This is a genomic window from Paraburkholderia sp. SECH2, from assembly GCF_030464795.1.
Taxonomy (GTDB): Bacteria; Pseudomonadota; Gammaproteobacteria; order Burkholderiales; family Burkholderiaceae; genus Paraburkholderia; species Paraburkholderia aspalathi.
On the sequence record NZ_JALPRH010000011.1, the window covers coordinates 161562 to 186831 of the forward strand.

The window sequence follows — 25270 nt, forward strand, 5'->3', positions numbered from 1 at the left end:
TAAAATCCCGGCTGTCCGTGCATCAAACGATCCGCCATGCCAAAACTAGCCGCCCCCCTCACCGAAACGCAGATCCGCGCGCTCGAACCGCGCGCCACCCGATATTGCGTCGCAGACGGCAACGGCCTCGTCATCGAAATCATGACGACGGGCACCAAGGTCTGGCGCTTCCGCTATTCACTGAACGGCAAGCGCCAGCCGCTCGTCACGATCGGCGATTACCGGATGATTTCGCTGCGGGTCGCGCGCGCCAAGGCGCAGAAGTACGCGGAGATGGTCGCGAGCGGCGTCTCGCCAGTGGCGACGGCACGTCGCGACCGCGGTGCGGAAAGCAAGGCAGAGGTACTGCGCGAAGGCGCCGAGCTCTATCTCGCGACGGAGATGGCCGGTAAGTCGGCGGAATATCAGCGCACCACGCGGCGCGCGCTCGAAAAGGACGTCCTGCCCGCCATCGGCGCCAAACCGATCAAAGCCGTGACGGAAGACGACATCCGCGCGATCTGCGACCAGATCAAAAGCCGCGGCTCGCCCAAAATGGCATTGCACACGCGCAACGCCGTCAAGCGGCTCTACGAATACCTGATCGCCCGGCAACTCGCTACGACCAATCCGGCAGAACTCATCCCGGCACGCTTCATCGCAATGCCGGACAGCCGTACCCGCGTACTCGATCCCGACGAAATAGGCGCCACGCTCCGGGCGATCTACGCATCGAGCATTCGACGTCCGCTGAAATTGGCTTTACACCTGCTGGTGCTGACGATGGTGCGGAAATCTGACCTCGTCGAGGCGGCCTGGTCGGAATTCAACCTCGACGCGGCACGATGGACGATCCCAGCTGAGCGCATGAACAAGGACCGCAAGCACGTGGTGCATCTCTCGCATCAGGCGGTCGCCCTGCTGCGCGAGCTTCAGGACACGAAAACCAGCCGGAATTTCGTATTCCCGAGCGTCAGGGGCGACGACCGGCCGATCGCGAAGAGCACGCTCAATCAAGCCGTCAAATCGCTCGGGCTCGACGTCGAGCATTTCGTCCTACATGACTTTCGACGCACCGCCGCGACCCACTTGCGCGAGATGGGACAGTCTGCGGACGTGATTGAGAATGCGCTGGCGCATGCCGTCAAAGACGCCCCGGACGGAGGCCATCCCGCTGAACACGCCGCAGAACGGCGTCGGACGTTGCAACTATGGGCAGATTTTGTCGACGCCCAGATCGAGAGCAACCGACAAGGCGTGACAGGCTAAATGCGTCCGGCGCTGTAAACGCCGCGGGCGTCAGCCACCCGCCGCAACCCTCCTCGCCCGTGGCCAACAGCACACTTTTGGTACACAGAGAAAGAAGGGCAAGACGCAAATGCCCACCCAGAAAAAGAAAACCACCTCCCTCACTAGGTTCTCAATCCTCCCACACCACGCCCCACAAGCCCAATCACGTCAATCCAGCCGCGCCAACAGCCAACCGTTTAAAGCGACCTTTTTTCTCGCCGTTCATCGACTAAACTAAAACATCGATGCACATCGGGACGGAGGCTCCCATGTCTGAACCGTTAATGGCTTATTTGCTGGGACCCCTGGTGATGCTGGTGGTCGGCGTGGCGATCTGGGCCGCGTCCCACTATCACGAAAAGACGAAGCCGGAGCGCCTCGAACGCTGGCTCGACACGCATTATGCGGAGTGGTTGCATCACAAGCACTGAGCAGAGATACCCAACAAGAAAAGGCCGTCGCACCCTGCGACGGCCTTTTTCTCTCTCTAACGCGCGAGCATCAAAGCTGCGCGTGTCTGCTCACGTCCTTTACCAGCCCTGTTGAGGCTGTTGCGGATACCCATACTGTGCGGGCGGCGGCGCACCGCACGCGACATACGCACGCTGGTACTGGTCATAGCAGTATCCCGGCGGCGGCCCCGCGTACACAGGCGCCGGCTGATACACCGGCTGCGCATACACCGGTTGCGCATAGACCGGCTGCTGGTAAGCGACCACGGGCGCCGGATTCAACACGGACGTCACCACCGCGCCCAGCACGGCGCCGCCGATCAGCGCACCGACCACATCGCCGCCATTGCCATGCGCCGACGCTTGACCCGCCACGCTCAGGCTCCCCACCACCAACAACGCCACCGCAATCTTTTTCATGTTTCTCTCCCGCCGTTCAGGCATGGAACAGATTGTGTATGGCGCGCGCAGAAATAGATGCTGCAGTTGGTAACCGGCCATTACGGGTGTAACGCGTGGCTGGGCAACCGCCTCATCGACCGCCATCCATTCCCACGATCAATGTAAAATTCGCCGCATGACCCGTCGGACAAATCCGACGTCCGCAAAGCTTTCCGATCCTTCGACCCCGAGACCCACAAGTCGACATCGGGCGTCGAGCCCAAGCAAAAAAGTTAAGGGGCGTGCGCGTGAAACAATGGACCATCCGGCAACGGATTCTGTGCAGCTTCGGGATCGTGCTGATCGTGATGCTGGCAATGGCAATCGTCACTTTCGAGCAACTCAGCGGAATCGATCGCGACGCGAAGAGTCAGCAGGAAGACTCGATGCCCGGCCTCTACTACGCGACTGCGATGCGCGCGGCCTGGTTCGAGAACTACACCGTCACGCAGCGTCTCATTTACGTTGATACGGACCCCGAGTCCGTCAAGCGCGACACCGCAGCTTTGCAGGACACCGAGCAAACGCTTCAGAAGCTCCTCGGCGACTACGGCGCGACCATCTTCCGCGACAACGATCGCGAGTTCTTCAACGACTTTCGCCAGCAACACGCACAGTACCTGCCGGTCCAGGCATCCCTGTTGAACGTCTTGCCGAGTTCGAAAGAGAACGCCGCGCACCTCTTCAACACGCAACTCACGCCGATCTGGGAAGCGGGCCGTGTCTCGGCGCGCAAGCTGGTCGAGAACAACAAGGCCGACGCCGACAAAGCCGCCGAAAACATCCGCAGCTCGGTTGAGGCGACCCGTGTCGTGCTGCTAGTCATGCTGCTGGTTGCCGCCATCGCCGCCGTGCTGGCCGGCTACTGGCTGCTGCGCGCGGTCACCACGCCGATGGCGAAGGTGCTGCAAGTCGTCGACGTCATGCGCACGGGCGACCTCACGCAACGTCTGCAGCTGAATCGCGCGGATGAAATCGGCGCGCTGGAAGCGGGCTTTAACCGCATGACCGACGAGCTCACCGCGCTGGTCGGCCAGGCGCAGAAATCGGCGGTTCAGGTCACCACGTCGGTGACGGAGATCGCGGCAACGTCGCGCGAACAGCAGGCCACCGCGAACGAAACTGCGGCAACTACCACTGAGATCGGCGCCACGTCGCGCGAAATCTTCGCGACCTCGCGTGACCTGCTGCGCACGATGAACGAAGTCTCCGAAGTAGCAGGCCAATCGGCCGCACTCGCCGGCACCGGCCACGCCGGTCTCGCGCGCATGGAAGACACCATGCGCCTCGTGATGGAAGCGGCCGGCTCAGTCAACGCGAAGCTCGCGATCCTCAACGAGAAGGCCAGCAATATCAACCAGGTCGTCGCCACCATCACCAAGGTTGCGGACCAGACCAACCTGCTCTCACTGAACGCGGCGATCGAAGCAGAGAAGGCCGGCGAATACGGCCGCGGCTTCGCGGTCGTGGCAACCGAGATTCGCCGCCTCGCCGATCAAACCGCCGTGGCGACCTACGATATCGAACAGATGGTCAAGGAGATTCAGTCGGCAGTGGCTGCGGGCGTGATGGGCATGGACAAGTTCTCCGAAGAAGTCCGGCGCGGCATGCTCGACGTGCAGAACGTAGGCGGCCATCTCACGCAGATCATTCAGCAAGTGCAGCAACTCGCGCCGCGCTTCTCGATGGTCAACGAAGGCATGCAGACGCAAGCCACTGGCGCCGAGCAGATTACCCAGGCGCTGACGCAGCTCTCAGAGGCCGCGCAGCAGACGGCGGAATCGCTACGCCAGTCGACCCAGGCCATCGACGATCTGACGCACGTCGCCAATAGTCTGCGCACCGGCGTATCGCGCTTCAAGGTGGTGGCCTGACGCGCCGCGGCGGGCTCACCGAAGTACGCCGACGCCGATCCACCCATACGCCTCTCCTACAGCCCAGCCCACGCCGATGCTCTTCATCCTCTTCACGCTCGATAACGAACGCTACGTGATCGACGCGACGCAGGTGGAGCGTCTGATGCCGCTCACGCCGCAGTCGCCGCCGAAGACGATCCCCGGCGCGCCGTCGTGGGTCGCGGGCGTACTCGAACACGAGGGCGCGCCGCTGCCGGTGATCGATCTGCCGGCGCTCGCGCTCGGCCGTCCCGCCGCGCAGTTGATGTCGACACGCGTCGTGCTGGTGCGCTATCCGCATGCGGGCACGGTGCGCCTGCTTGCGCTCCTGCTCGAAGGCGCAACGCGCACCATCCGCCTGGACGTCGACGCGTTTCATGACGCCGGCATCGACATGCCGAACGCGCGCTATCTGGGCCCGGTCGCAAGCGAAGCAGGCGGTCTGGTGCAATGGATTCGCGTCGAGCATCTGTTGCCCGACGACGTCAAAGCCCTGCTGTTTCCCGAGGCGCACGCATGAACGCGCATCACGACAACGCGCCGCTCTATCGACGCTTCGCCGATCTGCTGCATCGAACCATCGGGCTCGATGCGGCGTCGCTCGGTCATCAGTCGATCGAGCGCGCGGTCGATCAGCGCGCCGCAGCCTGGTGCGCGGACGGTCACGCCGACGCCACGCTCGCCGACTACTGGGAAGCCACGTACGCGTCGCCTTCGATGGTGCAGGCGCTGGTCGAAACGGTGGTGGTGCCGGAGACCTGGTTCTATCGCGATGCCGACGCGTTCAGAGCGCTCGCGCGTCTCGCGCACGAACGCCTCGATGAGCGCGGCACCGCACTGCCGCTGCGAATTCTGAGTCTGCCCTGCTCCACCGGCGAAGAGCCGTACACGATCGCCATGACGCTGCTCGACGCCGGCATCGACGCGGCGCACATGCGCATCGATGCAATGGATATCAGTGAGCGCTCGCTGGCTCTCGCGCAGCGCGCCGTGTACAGCCGCAACTCGTTTCGCGGCAATGCGTTCCCGTTCCGCGACGCCCACTTCGCGCGCACCGAAGACGGCTGGCGTCTCGCGCCGCGCATCGTCGATGCGGTCCGGTTTTCGCGCGCGAACCTGATGCAACTCGATGCCGCGGCGCTCGGCGTCTACGACTTCGTGTTCTGCCGCAACGTGCTGATTTACTTCGACCGCGACGCACAGCAGAAGGCCCTGCATGCGCTCAACAGCGTGCTGGCTGAAAACGGCACGCTGTTCGTCGGCCCTGCGGAAACCGGGCTGTTGATGCGTTATGGCATGCAGTCGGCGAAGATTCCTCTGGCGTTCGCATTCCACCGCGCGATGCCTGCTGAAGCGCAGATGAACAGCTGGCATACCGCGCCGCTCGCCACCGCCGCTGCACTCGCAATGACGCATTCGCCAGTGCCCGCGCTCGCGCCGTTGCAAGTGTTTTCTGCCGAGCCTTTTGCGTGGCCCGATCCGGTTGCGCGCACGCCGTTCAATGGTGGTTTGTCGCAAACGCCGTTAAATGCAAAGTCGCCGCTCACGCCGTCCGATGGAATCTCTCAACGCGCGTCATTGACGGGTATTTCTCAAAACGTGCTGTCGAATGACACTTCACAGCGCACGTCTTTAAGCGGTATTTCGCAACACACGCCTACGACGTCCAAAGCCCCGTCGCCGTCGCACGAGTTTGCGTCATCGCCCATCACCTCGCCGACCAACGCCGCACGCGACACGCTGCAAGCGGCGCACGCGCTAGCCGACGCAGGTCGTCTGACGGAAGCCGCGAACGCGATCAACGTCTATCTGGAACAGCACGCGCCGCACGCCGACGCGTTCTACCTGCTCGGTGTGCTCGCCGACGCCAGCGGCGATACGAACCTCGCTCGCGGCCAGTATCGCAAGGCGCTCTACCTCGACCCGCAGCACACCGAGGCGCTCGCACATCTGGCGACGCTGCTCGAGCTCGAAGGCGATCGCAACGGCGCGCGTCTATTGATGGACCGCGCGTCGCGCGCACAGGGAGCGCAACGTGGTTGAGGAGCGCTCGGTGACCTTCGACGATTGCTGGAACCGCATCGGCGTGCGCGGCGATTCGTCGTGCGAGCGGCTGGTCGAATACGTGCGCTGTCTGAATTGCCCCGTGTTCGAAGCGGCCGCGGCCAAATTGCTGGAGCGTCCGATTCCGCTTGTGGATCTCTCGCTGAATGACCCTGACACGCCGGCGCGATTGCAGCGACATGATCAGCAAGACGCGAGTGAATCGTTCCTCATCTTCCGTATCGGCGGTGAATGGCTCGCGCTGCCCACGCCGATCTTCAAGCGCATCGTACAGACGCGGCCGATTCATACGTTGCCGCATCGGCAGCATCGCGCGGTGCTGGGCGTCGTGAACGTGCAGGGCGACTTGCTGGTCTGTCTGTCGCTCGCGCATCTGCTGGGTTTCGAAACCGACACCGCTGCAGGCGACGACAAAGCCCGTCACGATCTGCCGCGTTTGCTGGTGGTCTCGCGCGCAGAAGAGCACGCGGTGTTTCCCGTCGATCAGGTCGACGGCGTGCATCGGATCGCGATTTCCACCTTTTGCCCACCGCCCGCGACGCTCTCGCATGCCGCCGCTGCGCATACGCGCGCCGTGGCTCCGTGGCGCGGCATGACGGTCGGCCTGCTCGACGCCGACGCATTGTTCGACACTTTGAACCGGAGTCTCGGATGACGGACGACCCGCGCCGCCCGTCGCTGATCGATCTCTTCCGCGAAGAAGCGCGGACCCAGGCACGCGTGCTCAACGACGGCCTGCTCACCCTCGACCGCGCGCCGAGCGATGCCGCCGCGCTCGAGGCCTGCATGCGCGCGGCGCATTCGCTGAAGGGCGCAGCGCGTATCGTTGGTGTGCAGGTCGGTGTCGAACTCGCGCACGCTATGGAGGATTGCTTCGTCGCGGCGCAGGAAGGACGCGCATTGCTCGATGCCGCCTGGATTGATGAGTTGTTGCGCGGGGTCGATATCGTTGCGCGCATCGGTAATGACGAGGATGAATCGGCACGTGATGCGGTCAGCGTGTGTGTGGCGTCGTTGCAAGCGCGGATGGTGGGTGTGGTGCCGCATGGGGCGGCAATGCGAAGGGACGCTGTGCCACCGGCTGCTCCTGCTCGTGTCGACAGTTCTGCATCTACACCCAGCGCAGCGACCAAACCGCAAAGCACATCGGCCGAAGCCGACCATGACCCCGACGCCGCATTCAATCTGCTAGCCAGCGCCCTGCGTGCAGAAGCGACGCCTACGCCAACCGCATCGGCCAGCACGACTGCAAATGGGTCCACCCTCGCCTCTACAATCCAGTCCGCGCCTGCAAGCGCCCTTGCACCCACCTCGCACGAATCAAGCGCCCCAGCAACAGACCCCGGCCGCATGCTGCGCGTACGCGCCGACAACCTCGACCGGCTGCTCTCCCTATCCGGCGAATCACTGGTCGAATCACGCTGGCTCAAACCCTTCGCGCAATCGATGCTGCGCGTCAAACGCGTCCAACGTGACGGCACACGCGCGCTGGATCAGTTGCACGAAACGCTCGCCGACCTGAAGCTCGACCCGCGCGCGCACGCCGCGCTCGAAGAACTGCGCCGCCTCACAGCAGAATCGCAACACCTGCTCGCCGAGCGCCTGGCCGATCTGGAAAGCTTCGACCGCCGCTCGACCCATCTGTCGCAGCAGCTTTACGACGCCGCACTGCAATGCCGCATGCGCCCCTTCGGCGACGGCACCGGCGGTCTCGCGCGCATGGTGCGTGACGTCGCGCGTTCGCTCGGCAAAAAGGTGCGCTGGCAACTGATCGGCGAATCGACTCAGGTCGACCGCGACATTCTCGATCTGCTCGAAGCACCGCTCGGCCACATGCTGCGCAACGCGATCGACCACGGCATCGAAGCGCCTGAGGTCCGTCTCGCGTGCGGCAAGCCCGAAGAGGGCACGCTCACGCTCGACGCACGTCACACGGCCGGCGCCCTGCTCATCAGCGTCTCCGACGACGGCGCGGGCATCGATCTCGACGCACTGCGCACGTCGATCGTTCGCAAGAAACTGGCGAGTGCGGAAACGGCCGCACGTCTGTCTGAAACCGAACTGCTCGAATTCCTCTTGCTGCCCGGCTTCTCGCTGCGCGATCAGGTCACCGAGGTGTCGGGCCGTGGCGTCGGACTCGACGCGGTACACGATGTGGTCAAGCGCGTGCGCGGCACGGTGCGCATCACACACGAACCCGGCGTCGGCACACGCGTGCAGTTGCAGTTGCCGCTCACGCTCTCGGTGATTCGCAGCCTGCTCGTCGAAGTCGCGGGCGAGCCGTACGCCGTGCCGCTCGCGCATGTGAACCGCACACTGCACGTAAGCCGCGCGGATATCGAATTGCTCGAAGGCCATCAGCACATCGCCTTCGACGGCCGCCGCATCGGCGTCGTCACCGCGCATCAGATTCTCGACACCGCGCCGCCCACCAACGAAGGCGAAACCGTCAGCCTGATCGTGATCGGCGACGGTGAAGAAACCTACGGCGTGGTGGTCGATCGCTTTCTCGGCGAGCGCATGCTGGTCGTGCAGCCGCTCGACCCGCGCCTCGGCAAGATCAGGAACATCACCGCTGGCGCATTGATGGAAAACGGCGACCCGGTGCTGATCGCGGATGTTGACGACTGGCTGCGCTCAGTCGAAAAGCTCGTCGCAGGCGGCGATCTGAAACATACGCAGCACGGCGCTGCCCTCACCGCCCGGCGCGTCACGCGGCGCGTGCTGGTGGTCGACGATTCGCTCACCGTACGCGAGCTCGAACGCAAGCTGCTGGCGACACGCGGTTACGACGTGACGATCGCTGTCGACGGCATGGACGGCTGGAATGCGGTCCGCGGAGAGCGTTTCGACCTCGTGATTACCGACATCGACATGCCGCGCATGGACGGTATCGAACTCGTCACGCTCATCAAGCGCGATCCGCAGCTGCAGTCGCTGCCGGTGATGATCGTCTCGTACAAGGATCGCGAAGAGGACCGCCGCGCCGGTCTGAACGCGGGCGCGGATTACTATCTGGCGAAAGGCAGTTTCCACGACGAAGCACTGCTCGATGCAGTGCGTGATCTGATCGGCGAAGCTTACGGTTAAACCCACGGGTAAAACGGATGAAAATCGGAATCGTCAATGACCTGCCGCTCGCTGTCGAGGCACTGCGCCGCGCGCTTGCTGCGCGCCACGACTACGAGGTGCTATGGGTCGCGCAGGACGGCCAGCAGGCGGTCGATTTCTGCACCGCGCAGCGACCCGACATCGTGCTGATGGACCTCGTGATGCCGAACGTCGACGGCATCGAAGCCACGCGCCGCATCATGGCGAAGGCGCCGTGCGCGATCCTGATCGTGACCGTCGACGTGGGCGCGAATGCATGGCGCGTCTACGAAGCGATGGGCGCAGGCGCGCTCGATGCGGTGGATACGCCCTCGCTGAGCGGTCCCGAAGCGAACAAAAGCATCGCCACCCTGATCGCCAAGATCGACAGCATCGCCGCGCTGGTCACTGAACGCAGCGCGCCTGGCGCAGCAACTGCGTCGGCGCCCAGAACCGCGACGAACCGCGACACGCCGCTGGTTGCAATCGGCGCCTCGGCAGGCGGCCCGGCGGCGCTCGCCACCCTGCTCGCCGGCCTGCCGAAGGACTTCCCGGCGGCAATCGTCATCGTCCAGCACGTCGACGCAGCCTTCGCCGCCGGCATGGCCGATTGGCTGAACCAGCAGTCGGCATTACCGGTGCGGATCGCCAACGAAGGCGACCGGCCGCAAGCGGGCATCGTGCTGCTCGCCGCCACCGACGATCATTTACACCTGAAGCTGCCCAACGTACTCGGTTACACGAACGTGCCGGCGGAAACACCCTACCGGCCTTCCGTCGACGTGTTTTTCCATAGTGTCGTGGCGCGCTGGCCGGCGCGGGCGATCGGTGTGCTGCTGACCGGCATGGGCCGCGACGGCGCGATCGGGCTCAAGGCGATGCGCACCAAGGGCTATCACACGATCGCGCAGGACGAAGCGACCTGCGCCGTGTACGGCATGCCGAAGGCGGCCGCGGCGCTCGACGCCGCCGCCGCGATCCTGCCTCTGCCCCGCATTGCAGCGGCGCTCGCTGCGGCCGTCGGCACACGTTAAGCCCCGATAGGCGCACACTAGCCGCACATTAGCCCGCTACGACTCACTGACATTCATTCTGGCTGACCAATATGGACACTCCTAAACCGCATCAGACCGCCACCGCGCCGAAGCTCGCAGAACAGGACGCGAACGCGCAGGCATACGCGGAGGACGAACCCAATAGCGCCATCGATGACGCGTTAGCGCGCATCCTCGGCAATCCGCCCGCAGCCGAGTGCCCGATCATGGTGTTGCTGGTCGACGATCAGGCGATCATCGCCGAGGCGGTCCGCCAGGCGCTGGCCGACGAAACGAGCGTCGACTTCCACTACTGCGCGTCGCCCGAAGAGGCGGTGCGCAGCGCCGAGGAAACCCGCGCAACGGTGATCCTGCAGGACCTCGTGATGCCCGGCACCGACGGCCTCACCCTCGTGCGCCAATACCGGCAGAAACCGGCAACGCGCGATATTCCGATCATCGTGCTGTCGACCAAGGAAGAGCCGCTCGTGAAAAGCGCGGCCTTCGCCGCCGGCGCCAATGACTACCTGGTGAAGCTGCCGGATCGCATCGAGTTGATCGCGCGGATTCGCTATCACTCGCGCTCGTATCTGAACCTGTTGCAGCGCGACGAGGCGTATCAAGCCCTGCGCCAGTCGCAACAGCAGTTGCTTGCAACCAATCTGGAACTGCAGCGACTCACGCATTCGGACGGATTGACGGGTTTGTCGAATCGACGCTACCTCGATCAGTACCTGGCCGCCGAATGGCGTCGCGGCACGCGCGACAAGACAGCCCTCGGCTTTCTGATGATCGATGTGGATAACTTCAAGGCCTACAACGACACCTACGGACACGTTGCCGGCGACGAAGTGCTTAAGCGCGTTGCGCACACCGTCGAGTCGTGTCTGGGACGTTCACCCGATCTCGCGGCCCGGTTTGGCGGCGAAGAGTTCGCGGTGGTGCTGCCGGGAACTTCATCGGGCGGCCTGCACTTGCTTGCCGAGAAAATCCGCCTCGCAATTGAAGGGCTCGCGATTCCGCATGCGGGATCGGCGGCGGGCGTCGTGACGATCAGTATCGGCGCGGCGAACCTCGTGCCGTCCGCTACCGAACCCGTGACGACGTTGATCGAAGCCGCGGACGTCGGACTGTATCGGGCGAAACGCGACGGGAAGAATCAGGTGTCGGTGAGCGGCTGATCAGCATTGCCACGAAGCGGCGCCCACGGGCGCATCGCTTCGATACTTGCTGCGTGCTTCGGCGAGCACGCTTGCATCGATTGCGCCTTCGTCCACCAGCGCCTTCAACGACGCGATCACGATCGACTTGCGGTCCACTTCGAAGAACTCGCGCAACGCCTGGCGCGTGTCGCTGCGGCCGAAGCCGTCCGTGCCGAGCGTCACATAGCGGCGCGGCACGTAGGCCCGGATCAGTTCGGGCACCGCGCGAACATAGTCGGTCGCGGCGATGATCGGGCCGTGCGATGCTTCGAGCGCTTTCGTGACGTACGGCGCCTCTGTCGGTTCGCCAAGGCGCGCATTTCTCTCCGACGTCATCCCGTCACGCTGCAACTCGGTGAAGCTGGTCACGCTCCACACCGCGGCTTCAATTTGCCAGTCGTCCTTGAGCAGCTGCTGCGCCGCGATGACTTCACCGAGAATCGCGCCCGCGCCGAGCAACTGCACCTGCGCTGAAATTGCCGACGTTACCGCCTGCGCATCCCCGCCAAGGGGATAGATGCCCTTAAGAATGCCCTCACGCAGCGCCTGCAAATCACCACCCGGCACCGAAGGCTGCGCGTAGTTCTCGTTCATTACCGTCACGTAATAGAACACGTCGCGTTGCTCTTCGACCATCTCGCGCATGCCCTCGTCGACGATCGCGGCAGCCTCGTACGCGAACGCCGGATCGTACGCGCGGCAATTCGGAATCGTCGATGCCGCCAGATGGCTCGTGCCGTCCTGATGCTGCAAGCCCTCTCCACCGAGCGTCGTCTTACCCGACGTCGCGCCGATCAGAAAACCTCGCGCGCGCTGATCCGCCGCCGCCCAGATCAGATCGCCGATCCGCTGGAAGCCGAACATCGAGTAGTAGATGTAGAACGGCAGCATCGCCAGGTTATGCACGCTGTACGACGTCGCCGCCGCAATCCACGACGACACCGCGCCCGCTTCCGAAATCCCCTCTTCGAGAATCTGCCCTTTGGTGTCCTCGCGGTAGTACAGCATCGAGCCGAGGTCTTCCGGCTCGTACAACTGCCCGAGCGGCGAATAGATGCCGACCTGGCGGAACATGTTCGCCATGCCGAAGGTGCGCGCTTCATCCGCGACGATCGGCACCACACGTGGACCCACTTCGTTGTCCTTGAGCAGCGCGGTCAGCATGCGGACCAACGCCATCGTCGTGGACATTTCGCGGCCATTCGAATCCAGCGCGAATTGCCCCCAGGAGGACATCGGCGGGACGATCAGCCCCGTCGATGCCACTTTCCGCCTTCTGGGCAGATAGCCTCCCAGGGCAGCCCGGCGAGCGTGCAGGTATTGCATCTCCGGGCTGTCGTCCGCTGGCTTGTAAAACTTCACCTGTTCGACGTCCTCATCGGTGAGCGGCAGGCGAAAACGATCGCGAAACGCCTTGAGGTCGTCGAAGCCGAGTTTCTTCTGTTGATGCGTGGTCATGCGGCCCTGGCCCGAGGTGCCCATGCCGAAGCCCTTCATCGTCTTCGCGAGAATCACCGTCGGCTGGCCGCGATGGCCGAGCGCCTTCGCATACGCCGCATGCAGCTTGCGCACATCGTGGCCGCCGCGGCGCAAGCGGTCGATGTCGTCGTCGCTCAGTTGCGCGGCGAGCGCGGCAAGCTCCGGGTTCTGGCCGAAGAAACGCTCGCGGTTGTACGCGCCGTCATTAGCCGAGAAGGTCTGAAACTGGCCGTCGACGGTGTGTGCGAACGCGCGCAGCAACGCGCCGGTGCGGTCGCGTGAAAACAGCGCGTCCCAGTCGGAGCCCCACACCACCTTGATCACGTTCCAGCCGGCGCCGATGAAATGCGCTTCGAGTTCGTCGATGATGCGGCCGTTGCTGCGCACCGGCCCGTCCAGGCGCTGCAGATTGCAGTTGATGACGAACACGAGGTTATCGAGCCCTTCCCGCGCCGCAATCGAGAGCGCGCCGGTCGATTCCGGCTCGTCCATCTCGCCATCGCCGAAAAAGCCCCACACCTTGCGGCCTTCCGTTTGCACGAGGCCGCGATTGGCGAGATAGCGCATGAAGCGCGCTTGATAAATCGCGTTGATCGGACCGATGCCCATCGAGCCGGTGGGGAACTGCCAGAAGTCCGGCATCAACCACGGATGCGGATACGAACACAACCCCGGCCCGCCGATCTCGCGACGGTAGTGCTGCAAATGCTCCTCGGAGAGAAAGCCTTCCAGATAAGCCCGCGCATACACACCCGGCGACGAATGCGGCTGGAAGTACACGAGGTCGCCCGTGCCCTCCTCTCCGCCCGGCGCCGCGGCGCGAAAGAAATGGTTGAAGCCGACCTCGAACAGATCCGCCGCCGACGCGTAGCTCGCGATATGGCCGCCGAGTTCGCCGTACGCCTGGTTTGCGCGCACCACCATCGCCAGCGCATTCCAGCGCAGCGCGCCGGCCAGACGTTCCTCGAGGTCGAGATTGCCCGGATAGCGCGGCTGCTGATCGAACGGAATCGTGTTCTGGTACGGCGTGACGTTGGTCCGCGCCGATTCCACACCCAGCGACAGCGCATGCCCCGCGAGCTTGTCGAACAGAAACTGCGCGCGATCACGGCCGACATGCTCGACCACGGCATCGAGCGCTTCCAGCCACTCGGCGGTTTCCTGCGGATCGGCATCTTCCGGCTCCGCACGCTCCGCGCGCTGGAGATCCAAAGACTGCAACTGCTTGCTACCGCTGGACAAATCCGTCATGGCACCACTCCCGCATCAACGCGTTCGGCTCAAGATCAAGTGAATCAATGGTAATCACGTGCTCACAAAATGAGCATCTCATTTGCTTGTGATCCCGCACTGGGATAGGCTATTTATTCCGGATTTGGCCCACATGACAGAATATTTACTCTATGACCACGCCACCCAGACGACTCGACCGCATCGACATCGGCATCCTGAGCCAGTTGCAGCAAAACGCGCGCATCACCAATGCGGATCTGGCCCGCTCGGTGAATCTGTCGCCCACGCCCTGCTTCAACCGCGTGCGCGCGCTCGAAAAGCTCGGCCTGTTCAAGCAGCAGGTCACGCTGCTGAATCCGGAGCCGCTCGGGCTACGCATCAACGTGTTTATTCAGGTGAGTCTGGAAAAGCAGGTGGAAGACGCGCTGACTCGCTTCGAGCAGGCGATTTCGGAGCGCCCCGAGGTGATGGAGTGCTATCTGATGACGGGCGACGCCGACTATCTGCTGCGTGTGGTGATGCCGGATATGCAGACGCTGGAGCGCTTCATCGTTGATCATCTGACGAAGATTCCGGGCATCTCCAACATTCGTTCGAGCTTTGCGCTCAAGCAGGTGCGCTACAAGACGGCGTTGCCGCTGCCGTCGTCGGGACTGACGCTGGTCGATCCCGACGACGTTTCAACCGACTGGCGCTAGGCGCTCGCGAGGCGCACACCAAGCCAGCGATTACCCGCGTGTGTAACGCGCAGCCGGCAGGCTGTGCGACAGGTTCGGCCCGAGATGCTGGCGAGCGGTGTTGAAGCGCTCCCAGTCGGCCGCGTCCGGCAAGGACGGAATCGTCACGAGTTCATGCTGGTCGAGGCCCACGAGCGCGGCGTCCACCATGTCCTCGGCGGTCATCACGATCTGCGACGGCAGATGTTCGACCGCGAGACCGGCGCGGTCCCAGAACGCGGTGCTGGTTGCGCCCGGCAGCACGGCCTGCAATTGCACGCCCTTGCCGCCCACTTCGTGATGCAGCGACTGCGTCAGGTTCAACACGTAGGCCTTGGTGCCGCTGTAGGTGCCGTTCAGCGTTTCCGGCGACAGCGCGACGATCGACGAGATATTGATCACGATACCGTTGCCGCGCTCCACGAAACCCGGCACGACTGCAGCCGTCAGCCGCGTCAGTGCTGTCACGTTCAGCTCGATCATGCCGTCGAGGTCATCGATATTCGAGTCGATCAACGAAGCCGTCGCGCCGACGCCTGCGTTGTTGACCAGCATGGTGATGCCACGGTCGGCGCGCAGACGTTCCTCAATACGCCGCTGGTCGGCCTTGACGGTCAGATCAGCGGCAATGGTCTCGATAGGGCGGCCGGTTTCCGCGGTCAGACGCTCGGCGACGCCCGTCAGACGTTTGACGTCGCGCGCCACCAGAATCAGGTCGTAACCGCGCCGTGCGAGGCGGTCCGCATAAACCGCACCGATGCCCGACGATGCGCCCGTAATCAATGCCGTGCCCTTGTTTGCTTGCGTTGCCATGGTGAATCTCCTTGCGGGCTTGGCGCGTCACGCCTGAGCCCTGATCGATGAATGGGAAGACTGAAACCTCCGCCGCTGTGCCTTTTTTTGTGGGCATCGCGGTGTTGACGAGTGAAGTCTAGGCGCGTAGCCTCTTGTCTCAAATGTCGTATTTACCTCGTTTTAGGACATCGCAATGAAGCGCGTCGGCGTGGTGGTTTTTCCCGGCTTCCAGATCCTCGATATGGTGGCGATCTCCGTGTTCGAGCTGGCCAACCTCGAGGTCGGTCAGCCGGAATACCTGGTGGAAGTCATCTCCGAATCGGGCGGGATGGTGCGCAGCTCGGCGGGCGTCGAGGTTGCGACACAGGCGTTCGGTGACCCGGCGTATGACACGGTGGTCGTGACGGGCGCGATGCAGATCGAGCCGTCATCGGCGGGATTGCTGGGATTTCTGAATGACGCCCTCGCCGCCTCGCGCCGCACCACCAGCATCTGCACCGGCGCGTTCGTGCTGGCCGAAGCGGGCATTCTTGACGGCCGGCATGCCACGACCCACTGGTTCCATGCCCGCGACTTGCAGCAGCGCTTTCCCGATACGCGTATCGACGAAGACCGCATCTTTGTCGCCGACGGCTCGGTGTGGACCTCGGCCGGCATGACGGCCTGCATCGATCTGTGTCTGGCGCTGGTCGAAAGCGATCTCGGCGTCGAGGTGTCGCGCGCCATCGCCAAGAAGCTCGTGGTCTATCACCGGCGCACGGGCGGCCAGTCGCAGTTCTCGGCCATGCTCGACCTGGAGCCGAAGTCCGACCGGATTCAGGACGCGCTGTCATACGCGAAGAACCATCTGCGCGAGCCGTTGACGGTCGAACAGCTCGCCGACGTCGCGCATCTGAGTCCGCGCCAGTTCAGCCGCGCCTTTCGTGACGAAACGCGCCAATCGCCGGCCAAGGCCATTGAGGCGTTGCGTGTGGAAGCCGCCCGGGCCATGCTCGAAGCAGGCCGTCACTCGATGGAAGCCGTCGCGGCCGAAACCGGCTTTATCGATACCGAACGGATGCGGCGCGCCTTTCTGCGCGCGTTCGGCCAGCCGCCGCAAGCGATCAAACGCGCAGTGCGCGCCGTATAGCAGCGTGTTGTAACAGAGGTGGTGGACAATACGTCGGCAGCATCTCCACCTTGACCCGTACGGCATTTTGAGGACGCGTGATGAACTACGACGACAGCAATCCCTTCGCGAAGATTCTGCGCGGCGAACTACCCTGCATCAAAGTGGCGGAAAGCGATGCCGCGCTGGCCTTCATGGACCTGATGCCGCAAGCCGACGGTCACATGCTGGTCGTGCCGAAGGAAGCGGCGGTTGAGATTTTCGAGTTGTCGGATGCGTCGACGGTGGCCTGCATGCGCATGACGCAGAAACTCGCCATCGCCGTTCGCGCGGCCTTGCGCCCCGACGGCGTGTTCATCGGACAGTTCAATGGCGCCGCGGCGGGACAAACGGTGCCGCACGTGCATTTTCACGTGATCCCGCGCTGGGAAGGACAGCCGCTGCGCATGCATGCACGCGATGTCGCCGATGCGGCCACGCTCGAAGCGCTCGCCACGCGCATTCGCAACCATTGGCGCGCCCCTGCAGACGGCGCGAAGGCCGAGGACGACGCAACTGGTCACGCCCCGTAATATGTGTAATGGCCGGTGAAACCAGCCGCACGCGCTAGACGGCTAGACTGGCGTCTGCCTTGTACCCGCAAGGCATTGAGTGTGGATCTCTTTTCAGCCTGCCCGAAACGGCAGGCTTTTTTATTTGCGGGTCTGATTGTGGGTCTCGTTCGTGGGTCTCACACGAAGCGCCCTCGCCTCGCAGCGACGCTTGCAGCGCGATGATCGATGCATTCCCCTGAAAGGGTCAAACCCGATGCCGCGAGCGGCGCAGCGGATGCCGCCAGTCACGGCGCGGCTTCGTGGGCTCAAGATGCAGGTCATGCAGATGCCGATGCTCCTGCCACAATTCGTCGGAGAAAAGAAACGCGACGATGAGCAGCGGGATGACCAGAAAGGCGCCTAATATCAAGTGCTCGATCACGGTAGCCTCCATCGCAAGAGCATGATTTTCATTGTAGAGCACCGCATGTGCCCACACGGTGCCAAGCCCCTCACAAATTTGCGATAAGCGGCCTGCGACAACGCGACGCCCCTCCCTTGCCGAACCCGCGCAACGTCTCGCGCTTCGCAAGAACGCGCTGCGCGGGCGCGAGGCGTTGTAAGAACTCCCTGCGCTGAGGCCTGACTAACAGGAAACGCAAGCCTGAGCTCTCACGCTGAGCCTGCGCAATCAAACCAATAATTCTCAAGGGGAATCCAATGACTATCGAACGCAGCAGCGAACTGACCCTGCGCCCGCTCGAGCGCACCGATCTGCGCTTCGTCCACGAAGTGAACAACAACGCAAAGATCATGCGTTACTGGTTCGAAGAGCCTTATGAAACGTTCTCCGAACTGACCCAGCTCTACGATCAGCACGTGCACGACCTGCGCGAGCGCCGCTTCGTGGCGATCGACAACGACGGCCAGACCGTCGGTGTCGTCGAATTGATCGAACTGGACTATATCCACCGGCGCGGCGAGTTTCAGATCATCATCGCGCCGCATGCGCAGGGCCGCGGCTATGCCACCGTCGCCACGCAGCTCGCGATCGACTATGCGTTTTCGGTGCTGAACCTGCGCAAGGTCTACCTGATCGTCGACAAGTCGAATACCGCTGCCATCCACGTCTATGAGAAGTGCGGTTTCCGGCACGAGGCCGAGTTGATCGAGGAGTTTTTCGGCAACGGCCGCTATCACAATGCGTTGCGCATGTGCATGTTCCAGTCCGAGTTCTTCAAGACCAATCAGCACGGCTGAGTACCCTAAACCGCGTCGCCCAGGCACGCCATGCTGCGTCGCCTGGGGCACCTGGCACCTTTTATCTTCTGTATACACACCGTTATTTCGTGATTTTTGATTAGTCGGGTGAATGACTTTGTGTGCAATGCACCAAACACCTGCATTAATTGTAGTAAATCACTTAATTGGTGCCTCGCGTTTACGCCAATACGCGCCGCAAAGCTTTACTGGTTAAAGCGGCGCACCCTGCCCGTCTTTTAGTTATCCGTTTCAATCAGCCCTGTTTAAGCGACTGCTCAAGGCTTAAGCAGGTGCGGCAGGTGGTGCGACAATTCGCCGCTGTTGCGACCGCACACAAGATGTGCTTGTCGTTCTTGCGCGTTCTCCTAAAGTGCAAGGTGCGGGTTCGACGTTAAAGTTAAATACATAGCTAACCTGAGTAATTCAACCCGCACCGGAGGAAAATATGAAAACGCGAATCGCCCTTGTTTTCGCCATTGCGGGATTGGCTGCCGCTTCTGTTCAGGCTCAAGACTCCATGGTCAAGCCGCAGCAAACAATCCAGTTCAAGGCCAACGCGTATGGCTGTCTGTCGAAAGATAAACTCGACGCCGCCGATGTCCACGCGCAAGCCGGTGAACAGCAAAAGATGCAGGAATTCTTCTCGGGATATCAGTGCGTTTCGACGCCGGAAAACTCGAGTTTCCGCGTTGTGCGCGTAGTCGGCCATGACGTCGAATTCGTCAATGCCGGCAATAGCGATACGCAAGGCCTCTGGGCAAACGATCGATTCATCAAACAATAAGCTAAACGCCAATACCCCGGGTAAACGCCCGGTTTAATTTTCGCTATAAACCCTCTGATATTAAAAACTGAGGGGCTGCGAACCTGTGAGTTAAAAATCGGCTGGGCATTGCGTGCCCGGCCGCTTTTTATTTCTACGCGCGCTTTCCATGCGCGTTTTCCATAACGTAACGCCGATAAAAAAGCCGATGCGGGCTTTCGATCCGCATCGGCAATACGCCTTCTCGCAAAGCGCAGGGAGAACCGGCTAACCGTTAAAAAACAATCAATGCGAGTCGCGCGGCACCGGCGCGCCGCTCGATCCGACCAGGAAGTCCAGATCCGCCCCCTGGTCCGCTTGCAACACGTGCTCGACGTAGAGCTTGTAGTAGCCGCGCGTAGGCGGCGCAGGCGGCTGCCAGGCAGCGCGCCGACGCGCGAGCTCTTCGTCGGTGACATCCAGATGCAGGCGGCGGGCGCCGACGTCGAGTTCGATCATGTCGCCGGTCTGCACGAACGCGAGTGGGCCGCCTGCAGCCGCTTCCGGCGATACGTGCAGAACCACCGAGCCGTATGCCGTTCCGCTCATGCGGCCGTCCGAAATACGCACCATGTCCGTGATGCCTTTCTGCAGCACCTTCTTTGGCAGCGGCATGTTGCCGACTTCAGCGAAACCCGGGTATCCCTTCGGCCCCGCGCCCTTGAGCACCATGACGCAGTGCTCATCGATATCGAGCGAGTCGTCGTCGATCTTCGCGTGCAGCTCCTCGATGTTCTCGAATACCACCGCGCGGCCGCGATGTTTCAGAAGATGCGGCGTTGCCGCCGAGGGCTTGATCACCGCGCCGTTCGGCGCCAGGTTGCCCTTGAGCACCGCAATGCCGGCCTTCGGCTTGAACGGCTCGGCGAACGTCGTGATGACCTTCTCGTCGTGATTCGGCGCGTTGCGCACGTTGTCCCAGATCGTCTTGCCGTTCACCGTCAGGGCTTCGCGATGCAGCAGGCCTTGCTCGCCGAGTTGCTTGAGCACGGCGGGCAAGCCGCCCGCGTAGTAAAAGTCTTCCATCAGGTACTCGCCTGACGGTTGCAGATTCACGAGGCACGGCACGTTCGAGCCGAGCTCCCAGTCTTCCAGCGAAAGCTCCACGCCGATGCGCTTGGCCAGCGCGATCAGATGCACGACCGCATTGGTCGAGCCGCCGATCGCCGCATTCGTGCGGATCGCGTTTTCGAATGCCTGACGCGTGAGGATCTTGTCCATCGTGAGGTCCTCGCGGACCATATCGACGATGCGCCGGCCGGCCAGATGCGCGAGCACTTGCCGGCGTGCATCGACGGCGGGAATCGCGGCGTTGTGCGGCAAACCCATGCCGAGCGATTCGACCATCGAAGCCATCGTCGACGCGGTGCCCATGGTCATGCAGTGGCCGCGTGAGCGGTTCATGCACGACTCGGCTTCGGTGAACTCTTCCTGTGTCATCGTGCCGGCGCGCACTTCCTCGGACATCTGCCAGACGCCCGTACCCGAGCCGATGTTCTTACCGCGGAACCGTCCGTTGAGCATCGGTCCGCCCGACACGGCCAGTGCGGGAAGATTGCACGACGCCGCGCCCATCAGCAGCGCAGGCGTGGTCTTATCGCAGCCGACGAGCAAAATCACGCCGTCCATCGGATTGCCGCGAATCGACTCCTCGACATCCATCGAAGCCAGATTGCGAAACAGCATCGCGGTAGGCCGCAGATTGGTCTCGCCGAGCGACATCACCGGAAATTCGAGCGGCAAGCCGCCCGCTTCGTGCACGCCTTTTTTCACGTACTCGGCGAGCTCGCGAAAATGCGCGTTGCAGGGCGTCAGCTCGGACCACGTATTGCAGATGCCGATCACCGGGCGTCCGTCGAATTCGTCGTGCGGAATGCCCTGGTTTTTCATCCACGAGCGGTGCAGAAAGCCGTCGCGATCTTTGAGGCCAAACCACGCCTGGCTGCGCAGCGGCTTTTTAGTCTGGTTGGAATCAGCCATGAAATCTCCTGTTGACAAGCATGTAGTGCGGGGCGCGTGTCAGTGCACGCGCTTGCTGCGGCGGTACTGATCGAACAACACCGCGAGCAGCAGAATCCCGCCGCGAATCAGGTATTGGTAGAAGGTCGGCACGTTCATCAGGCTCATTGCGTCCTGCACGGAACCCATGATCAGCACGCCGACCAGCACACCGGAAATCGTTGCGACGCCACCCGTCAGCGAGACGCCGCCGAGCACGCACGCGGAGATCACGCCGAGCTCGAGACCGACCGACGTTTTCGGGTCGCCGAGACTCATGCGTGACGCCAGCATCACGCCGGCAAAGCCCGTGACGAGGCCCTGCAATACGAACACTGTGATCTTGATTCGGGTGACCGGCAAGCCCGCGAGCAAAGCGGCCTCGCTATTGCCACCCACGGCCAGCACGTTTTTGCCGAACACGGTTTTCTTCAGCAGAAAACCGAACAGCACGAAGCCGACAATGTTGCTCCAGATCGGATAGGAAATACCGAGGAACGCGCCGCCGCCGAGGTCGAAGAAACGCTCTTCGGAAATCATCACCGCGTCGCCGTTCGACGTGATGAAGGCGAGGCCACGCACGACCTCCATCATCGCGAGCGTGACGATCAGCGAGTTGATCTTGTAGCGCGCAACCAGCACGCCGTTGACCAGTCCGACCGCGCCGCCAGCGAGCACGCCGGCAGCGATGCCGAGCGTCACGCTATGCGTCGCGGTAATCAAGGTGGACGCCACCACGCCCGCGAACGCGACGATCGACGCCACCGACAAATCCACTTCGCCCAGCGCGAGCACGAACATCATCGTTACGGATATCGAACCAATTAGCGTGACGGAGAGCAGCAAGCCTTGGATGTTTCGCGAGCTCAAGAAATCCGGCACGGTGAACGACAAAGCCGCGAACAGGATGATGAACACCATCACAATGCCGGACTTGTTGATCAGGTCCCAGGTGCGCGCCGCGCGCGCGCTCAGGCCCGAGGAAGCGATGGCTGGCGTGGAGGAGTCGGTTGAGGGTGTCTGCATGATGTCTATTCCGTTTTCGATGGCGTGAGGCAGTTGCCGTCGGTTGCATTCAGTGTTCTTCGGTTGATTCGCGAACGCGGTGTCCTCAGCGTGGCAGCGCAAGCTTGATCAGCGCATCCGGCGTGGCCTGCGCCTTCGGCAGATTGCCGACGATGCAGCCTTCCTTCATCACGATCACGCGATCCGCCACGCCGATCACTTCGGCCAGATCGCTCGACACGACGATCACCGTGCGGCCCGCTTCAGCGAGCCCATACAGCAAGCCGTAAATTTCGCTGCGCGCGCCGACGTCGATGCCACGCGTGGGTTCGTCCATCAGGAACACATCGATGTCTTCGGCGAGCCAGCGCGACAGAATCACTTTCTGTTGATTGCCGCCGGAGAGGGTGCCGATCGGCGTTTCGCCGTTACGCGTTTTGATCGAGAGCTTGCCGATGAACTCTTTGGCGGTTTGCGCTTCCTTGCGACCGTTGAGCACGTTGAAGCGGCTGAAGTGACGGCGGCAACTGATGTTGAGGTTGTCCGACACAGAAGCAATCGAGACGATCCCTTCCTGTTTGCGATCTTCCGGACACAGTGCGACGCCGGCACGCACGGCATCGCGCGGCGTGGCAAACCGCACGCGCTTTCCCTTCAGCGTGATCTCACCGGCGCTCGGTTTGACGGCGCCGTAAATCAGTTTCATCAGCTCGGAACGGCCCGCACCCACCAGACCGAAGAACCCGACGATTTCACCTTTGCGTGCGGTGAACGAGGCCGGTTCGCACAAGCCGCGTCCCATCAGGTCCTTGACTTCGAGTTGCAGGCCGCCCAGTTCGCGTGAGCGGTAGCCGTACACGTCGGCGATTGAACGCCCCACCATGCAACTGATCAGGCGATCGCGATCAAGTCCGTAGCCGGCTTCGAACGTATCGATGCGGCGACCGTCGCGAAACACCGTCACGCGGTCGCATAGTTCGTAGACTTCATCCATCCGATGTGTGACATAGATAATCGCGCGGCCCTCGGCCTTCAATGCGCGAATGATCCGGAACAGCTGCGCGGTTTCGCGCGACGACAACGAGCTCGTCGGTTCGTCGAACGCAATCACACGCGCGTCGCGCATCAGCGCCTTGCCGATTTCGATCATCTGCCGCTGACCGATCGAGAGATTCTTCACCTGCTGCGACGGATCGATTTTTTCGCCGAGTCGTTCCAGCTCGCGCACCGCACGTGCAACCAGCGCCTTCTCATCGAGCACGCCGAAGCGGTTGGGCAGGGCGCCGAGCATCAGGTTTTCTGCAACCGTCAATTCAGGCACCAGATGCAGTTCCTGATAGATGATCGCGACGCCCGCCGCGATGGCCGCCTTGGTGGTGACGAACTGCTGCTCGACACCATCGAGCAGCAAGGTCCCCGCCGCCGGCTGGTTCACGCCGGACAGCACTTTGAGCAGCGTCGATTTGCCGGCGCCGTTTTCACCCATCAGCCCGTGTACTTCGCCGCGCCGCACGTCGAGCGACACCTGGTCGAGCGCGAGCACGCCGGGAAAGCGCACGGTGATGCCGTCGAGTTGCAGATACGGATCAGTCGACGCAAGCGTAGGCGAGGGCGCTTGCGTGGGCGACGCCATTTCGCCAGTGTGAGAAACCGTCATCAAAAGCCTCTAGCGGGTGGACAAGCTGTGCGGGCCGATCTCGCGTTGACGTCAGCGTGAACGTGAAAAAGGCCCGCAGTGTGCAAACTCGAATACCGCTTAAATTCCGAGCTCTTTACGCACGTCCTGCCAGTTGCCGCGCACCATCAGCTTGCCGGTGGTTTGCGTGTCGGCGGGCGGCTGCTTGCCGTCCTTGATCCACTCGACGAGGTTCTCCGTGCTCTCCTTGCCGTGCATCGTCGAGCTCACGGCGATCGTGCCGTAGAAGCCCGTCGGTTCCTTCTTCTGGAACTCGGCAAACGCTTCGCCCGCACCGTTGATGCCGACACCGATCACGTCCGCCGCCGGAATGTGCAGTTGTTCGGTCGCGCGAACGCCGCCCAGCACGCTTTCCTCGTTCAACGCGAAGATCACCCACTTCTTGATGTTCGGATGCTGCGCGAGTACCGGCGACGATGCGTTGAAACCGCCTTCGTCATCGGTGGTCTTTTGCGGCGCGTCGAAGATGTTTTCCTTCTTGAAGCCGCCGGCCAACAGCGATTCCGTTGCGCCGTCGGTGCGCAGTTTGGCGGTCGGCAGTTCGTAGTTCGTGATGCGCAGCGCGCCGACTTCTTCCGGCTTCCAGCCGCGGCGCTTCATCTCTTCGGAGATCGCCGTGCCGACCTGATTGCCGATCTTGAACGCGGACATGCCCAGATGCGGCACGTTCGGCAGCGGCTTGCCGGTGGAGTCAACGAGTTGATCGTCGACCGTGACGAACTTCATGTTGTAGCGCTTCGCACGCGCCTGGATCGCCGGTCCGAGCCGCACGTCGGGCGCGCAAATCACGAAGCCTTTGGCGCCTTGCGCGCCGAGATTATCGATCGCGGCCAGCACTTTTTCGCCGTCGGGCGTGCCGATGTTGACCACCGCGAAGCCGTCTTTCTGGCCGAGCGCGCTGGCGGCTTTCTGTTCGTTGATGAACCACGCCTGTTCCGGCATCTTCACGAGGAAGCCGACTTTCAGCGGCTGATCGGCGTGCGCCGAGAATTGTGCGGCAAAGGGTGCGGCGAGAGCCACGGCTGCGATCGCGGATAGCGTCAAACGGCGAAGCTTGCTGGTCATACTTGTCTCCTGAGGTTGGAAAGCTGCATTGGTTTCGTTTATTTGCAGCGGGGAATGCACGGCGGCGTCAGCCGGGGCGTGGATGGGCGATGGGGTGAACCGTTCGGATCGCGGCAGCGGGCGCTGTGCA

The 25270-nt window shown here is 62.6% G+C and carries 22 protein-coding genes; 14 read left to right on the plus strand and 8 right to left on the minus strand.

Features of this window, described 5'->3' with window-relative positions:
* Positions 1-36: 36 nt before the first annotated feature.
* Together M0D66_RS19905 and M0D66_RS19910 are read left to right on the plus strand one after the other, a co-directional pair.
* Complete coding sequence (locus M0D66_RS19905) at positions 37-1248, plus strand: tyrosine-type recombinase/integrase (RefSeq protein ID WP_266211382.1); 1212 nt, start codon at positions 37-39, stop codon at positions 1246-1248.
* A gap of 290 nt (positions 1249-1538) precedes the next feature.
* Positions 1539-1700, plus strand: a complete 162-nt coding sequence (locus tag M0D66_RS19910; RefSeq protein WP_167378375.1) for a hypothetical protein — start codon at positions 1539-1541, stop codon at positions 1698-1700.
* 99 nt (positions 1701-1799) lie between these two features.
* Here M0D66_RS19910 and M0D66_RS19915 read toward each other — a convergent pair whose 3' ends face one another.
* Positions 1800-2141, minus strand: a complete 342-nt coding sequence (locus tag M0D66_RS19915; RefSeq protein ID WP_266211383.1) for an ecotin precursor — start codon at positions 2139-2141, stop codon at positions 1800-1802.
* A 329-nt stretch (positions 2142-2470) separates the two neighbouring features.
* Here M0D66_RS19915 and M0D66_RS19920 point away from each other — a divergent pair, with 329 nt between their 5' ends.
* The 7 genes from M0D66_RS19920 to M0D66_RS19950 all read left to right on the plus strand — a co-directional run bounded on the left by M0D66_RS19920 (position 2471) and on the right by M0D66_RS19950 (position 11426).
* Positions 2471-4036, plus strand: coding sequence for a methyl-accepting chemotaxis protein (locus M0D66_RS19920; RefSeq protein ID WP_301772906.1), 1566 nt, complete (start codon positions 2471-2473; stop codon positions 4034-4036).
* Positions 4037-4112: 76 nt separating this feature from the next.
* Entirely contained in the window at positions 4113-4577 is a 465-nt protein-coding gene (locus M0D66_RS19925; protein ID WP_211706319.1) for a chemotaxis protein CheW, read from the plus strand.
* Positions 4574-6100: a protein-glutamate O-methyltransferase CheR gene (locus M0D66_RS19930; protein WP_266211385.1), complete on the plus strand. Its 1527-nt coding sequence runs from the start codon at positions 4574-4576 to the stop codon at positions 6098-6100. Before M0D66_RS19925 ends, M0D66_RS19930 begins: the two co-directional genes overlap by 4 nt.
* 10 nt (positions 6101-6110) lie before the next feature.
* Positions 6111-6776, plus strand: a complete 666-nt coding sequence (locus M0D66_RS19935; protein WP_266211386.1) for a chemotaxis protein CheW — start codon at positions 6111-6113, stop codon at positions 6774-6776.
* A complete protein-coding gene (locus M0D66_RS19940; protein ID WP_266211387.1) occupies positions 6773-9211 on the plus strand; it encodes a hybrid sensor histidine kinase/response regulator in 2439 nt (812 codons plus the stop codon). Before M0D66_RS19935 ends, M0D66_RS19940 begins: the two co-directional genes overlap by 4 nt.
* Positions 9212-9228: 17 nt before the next feature.
* Positions 9229-10245: a chemotaxis response regulator protein-glutamate methylesterase gene (locus tag M0D66_RS19945; protein ID WP_266211388.1), complete on the plus strand. Its 1017-nt coding sequence runs from the start codon at positions 9229-9231 to the stop codon at positions 10243-10245.
* A gap of 71 nt (positions 10246-10316) precedes the next feature.
* Entirely contained in the window at positions 10317-11426 is a 1110-nt protein-coding gene (locus M0D66_RS19950; RefSeq protein ID WP_301772895.1) for a diguanylate cyclase, read from the plus strand.
* On the opposite strand, the gene mdeB is transcribed toward M0D66_RS19950, so the two are convergent.
* Positions 11427-14177 (minus strand): alpha-ketoglutarate dehydrogenase, encoded by a 2751-nt coding sequence (gene mdeB, locus M0D66_RS19955; protein ID WP_266211389.1) that lies wholly within the window; start codon positions 14175-14177, stop codon positions 11427-11429. It abuts the gene before it with no gap.
* A 152-nt stretch (positions 14178-14329) separates the two neighbouring features.
* Here mdeB and M0D66_RS19960 point away from each other — a divergent pair, with 152 nt between their 5' ends.
* The gene (locus tag M0D66_RS19960; RefSeq protein ID WP_054037036.1) at positions 14330-14857 is read left to right on the plus strand and encodes an Lrp/AsnC family transcriptional regulator; all 528 of its coding nucleotides are present in this window, start codon (positions 14330-14332) and stop codon (positions 14855-14857) included.
* A 30-nt stretch (positions 14858-14887) separates the two neighbouring features.
* Here M0D66_RS19960 and M0D66_RS19965 read toward each other — a convergent pair whose 3' ends face one another.
* Positions 14888-15688, minus strand: coding sequence for an SDR family oxidoreductase (locus M0D66_RS19965; protein WP_266211390.1), 801 nt, complete (start codon positions 15686-15688; stop codon positions 14888-14890).
* Positions 15689-15863: 175 nt separating this feature from the next.
* Between M0D66_RS19965 and M0D66_RS19970 the strand changes: the two genes are divergently transcribed.
* Together M0D66_RS19970 and M0D66_RS19975 are read left to right on the plus strand one after the other, a co-directional pair.
* Entirely contained in the window at positions 15864-16799 is a 936-nt protein-coding gene (locus M0D66_RS19970; protein ID WP_266211391.1) for a GlxA family transcriptional regulator, read from the plus strand.
* 80 nt (positions 16800-16879) lie between these two features.
* Complete coding sequence (locus tag M0D66_RS19975; protein WP_093634541.1) at positions 16880-17350, plus strand: HIT family protein; 471 nt, start codon at positions 16880-16882, stop codon at positions 17348-17350.
* A 226-nt stretch (positions 17351-17576) separates the two neighbouring features.
* Here the strand turns inward: M0D66_RS19975 and M0D66_RS19980 are convergent, their stop codons facing one another.
* Positions 17577-17810, minus strand: a complete 234-nt coding sequence (locus M0D66_RS19980; RefSeq protein WP_143131699.1) for a hypothetical protein — start codon at positions 17808-17810, stop codon at positions 17577-17579.
* A gap of 221 nt (positions 17811-18031) precedes the next feature.
* On the opposite strand from M0D66_RS19980, the gene speG reads away from it, so the two are divergent.
* Positions 18032-18571: a spermidine N1-acetyltransferase gene (gene speG / locus M0D66_RS19985; protein WP_093634539.1), complete on the plus strand. Its 540-nt coding sequence runs from the start codon at positions 18032-18034 to the stop codon at positions 18569-18571.
* Between the two features lie 448 nt (positions 18572-19019).
* Positions 19020-19358: a surface attachment protein Sap1 gene (gene sap1 / locus M0D66_RS19990; protein ID WP_093634538.1), complete on the plus strand. Its 339-nt coding sequence runs from the start codon at positions 19020-19022 to the stop codon at positions 19356-19358.
* Positions 19359-19622: 264 nt separating this feature from the next.
* Here sap1 and M0D66_RS19995 read toward each other — a convergent pair whose 3' ends face one another.
* From M0D66_RS19995 to M0D66_RS20010, 4 genes are all read right to left on the minus strand, one after another.
* On the minus strand, positions 19623-21356 hold the full coding sequence (locus M0D66_RS19995; protein ID WP_266211392.1) for an IlvD/Edd family dehydratase: 1734 nt from the start codon (positions 21354-21356) through the stop codon (positions 19623-19625).
* A gap of 39 nt (positions 21357-21395) precedes the next feature.
* Positions 21396-22400, minus strand: a complete 1005-nt coding sequence (araH, locus tag M0D66_RS20000; protein ID WP_093634676.1) for an L-arabinose ABC transporter permease AraH — start codon at positions 22398-22400, stop codon at positions 21396-21398.
* Positions 22401-22485: 85 nt separating this feature from the next.
* Positions 22486-24012 (minus strand): L-arabinose ABC transporter ATP-binding protein AraG, encoded by a 1527-nt coding sequence (gene araG, locus M0D66_RS20005; RefSeq protein ID WP_266211415.1) that lies wholly within the window; start codon positions 24010-24012, stop codon positions 22486-22488.
* Between the two features lie 123 nt (positions 24013-24135).
* Complete coding sequence (locus tag M0D66_RS20010) at positions 24136-25140, minus strand: arabinose ABC transporter substrate-binding protein (RefSeq protein ID WP_093634535.1); 1005 nt, start codon at positions 25138-25140, stop codon at positions 24136-24138.
* Positions 25141-25270 lie beyond the last annotated feature (130 nt).